Here is a 921-nt window from a genome sequence, read left to right as displayed (position 1 = left end):
CCCTTCTTCATCAGGTCGAAGCCTTCATTAATGCGCTCGAGCGGCAGCGTGTGCGTGATCAGGTCGTCGATATTGATCTTGCCTTCCATGTACCAGTCCACGATCTTCGGCACATCGGTACGACCGCGCGCGCCACCGAACGCCGAGCCCTTCCATTCGCGGCCTGTGACCAGTTGGAACGGCCGCGTGCTGATCTCTTCGCCCGCCGCCGCCACGCCGATGATGAACGACTGGCCCCAGCCCTTATGCGTGCATTCCAGCGCCTGACGCATCACCTTCGTATTGCCGATACATTCGAACGAGTAGTCCGCGCCGCCATCGGTGAGTTGCACGATGTGATCGACCACATTCGGCACTTCGTTCGGGTTGATGAAGTGCGTCATGCCGAACTTCCTCGCGAGTTCCACGCGGCCCGGATTCAGATCGACGCCGATGATCTTGTCGGCCCCGACCATCTTCGCGCCCTGGATCACGTTCAAGCCGATGCCGCCCAGCCCGAACACGACCACGTTCGCCCCCTGCCTCGACCTTCGCCGAATACACGACTGCGCCCACGCCTGTCGTCACGCCGCAGCCGATGTAGCAGATCTTGTCGAAGGGCGCATCTTCGCGCACCTTCGCGACCGCGATTTCCGGCACCACGATGTAGTTAGAAAACGTCGATGTCCCCATGTAATGGAACAGCGGTTTGCCATCGATGGAAAAGCGCGACGTGGCATCGGGCATCAAGCCGCGGCCTTGCGTCGAACGAATCGCCTGGCACAGATTGGTCTTTCGCGACAGGCAGAACTTGCACTGCCGGCACTCGGGCGTATAGAGCGGAATGACGTGATCGCCTTTCCTCAACGTGCCCACGCCTGGACCGACATCCACCACAATGCCCGCGCCTTCATGCCCGAGAATCGCCGGGAAAATGCCTTC

The 921-nt window shown here is 60.7% G+C and carries 1 pseudogene; it reads right to left on the bottom strand.

Going from position 1 to position 921, the window contains the following annotated elements:
• Window positions 1-921: pseudogene (locus EOS_RS47910) on the bottom strand (zinc-binding dehydrogenase); the annotation flags it as partial.

The organism is Caballeronia mineralivorans PML1(12), from assembly GCF_001028175.1.
GTDB classification, from domain to species: domain Bacteria; phylum Pseudomonadota; class Gammaproteobacteria; order Burkholderiales; family Burkholderiaceae; genus Caballeronia; species Caballeronia mineralivorans.
This window is presented reverse-complemented; position numbering and strand designations above follow the sequence as displayed.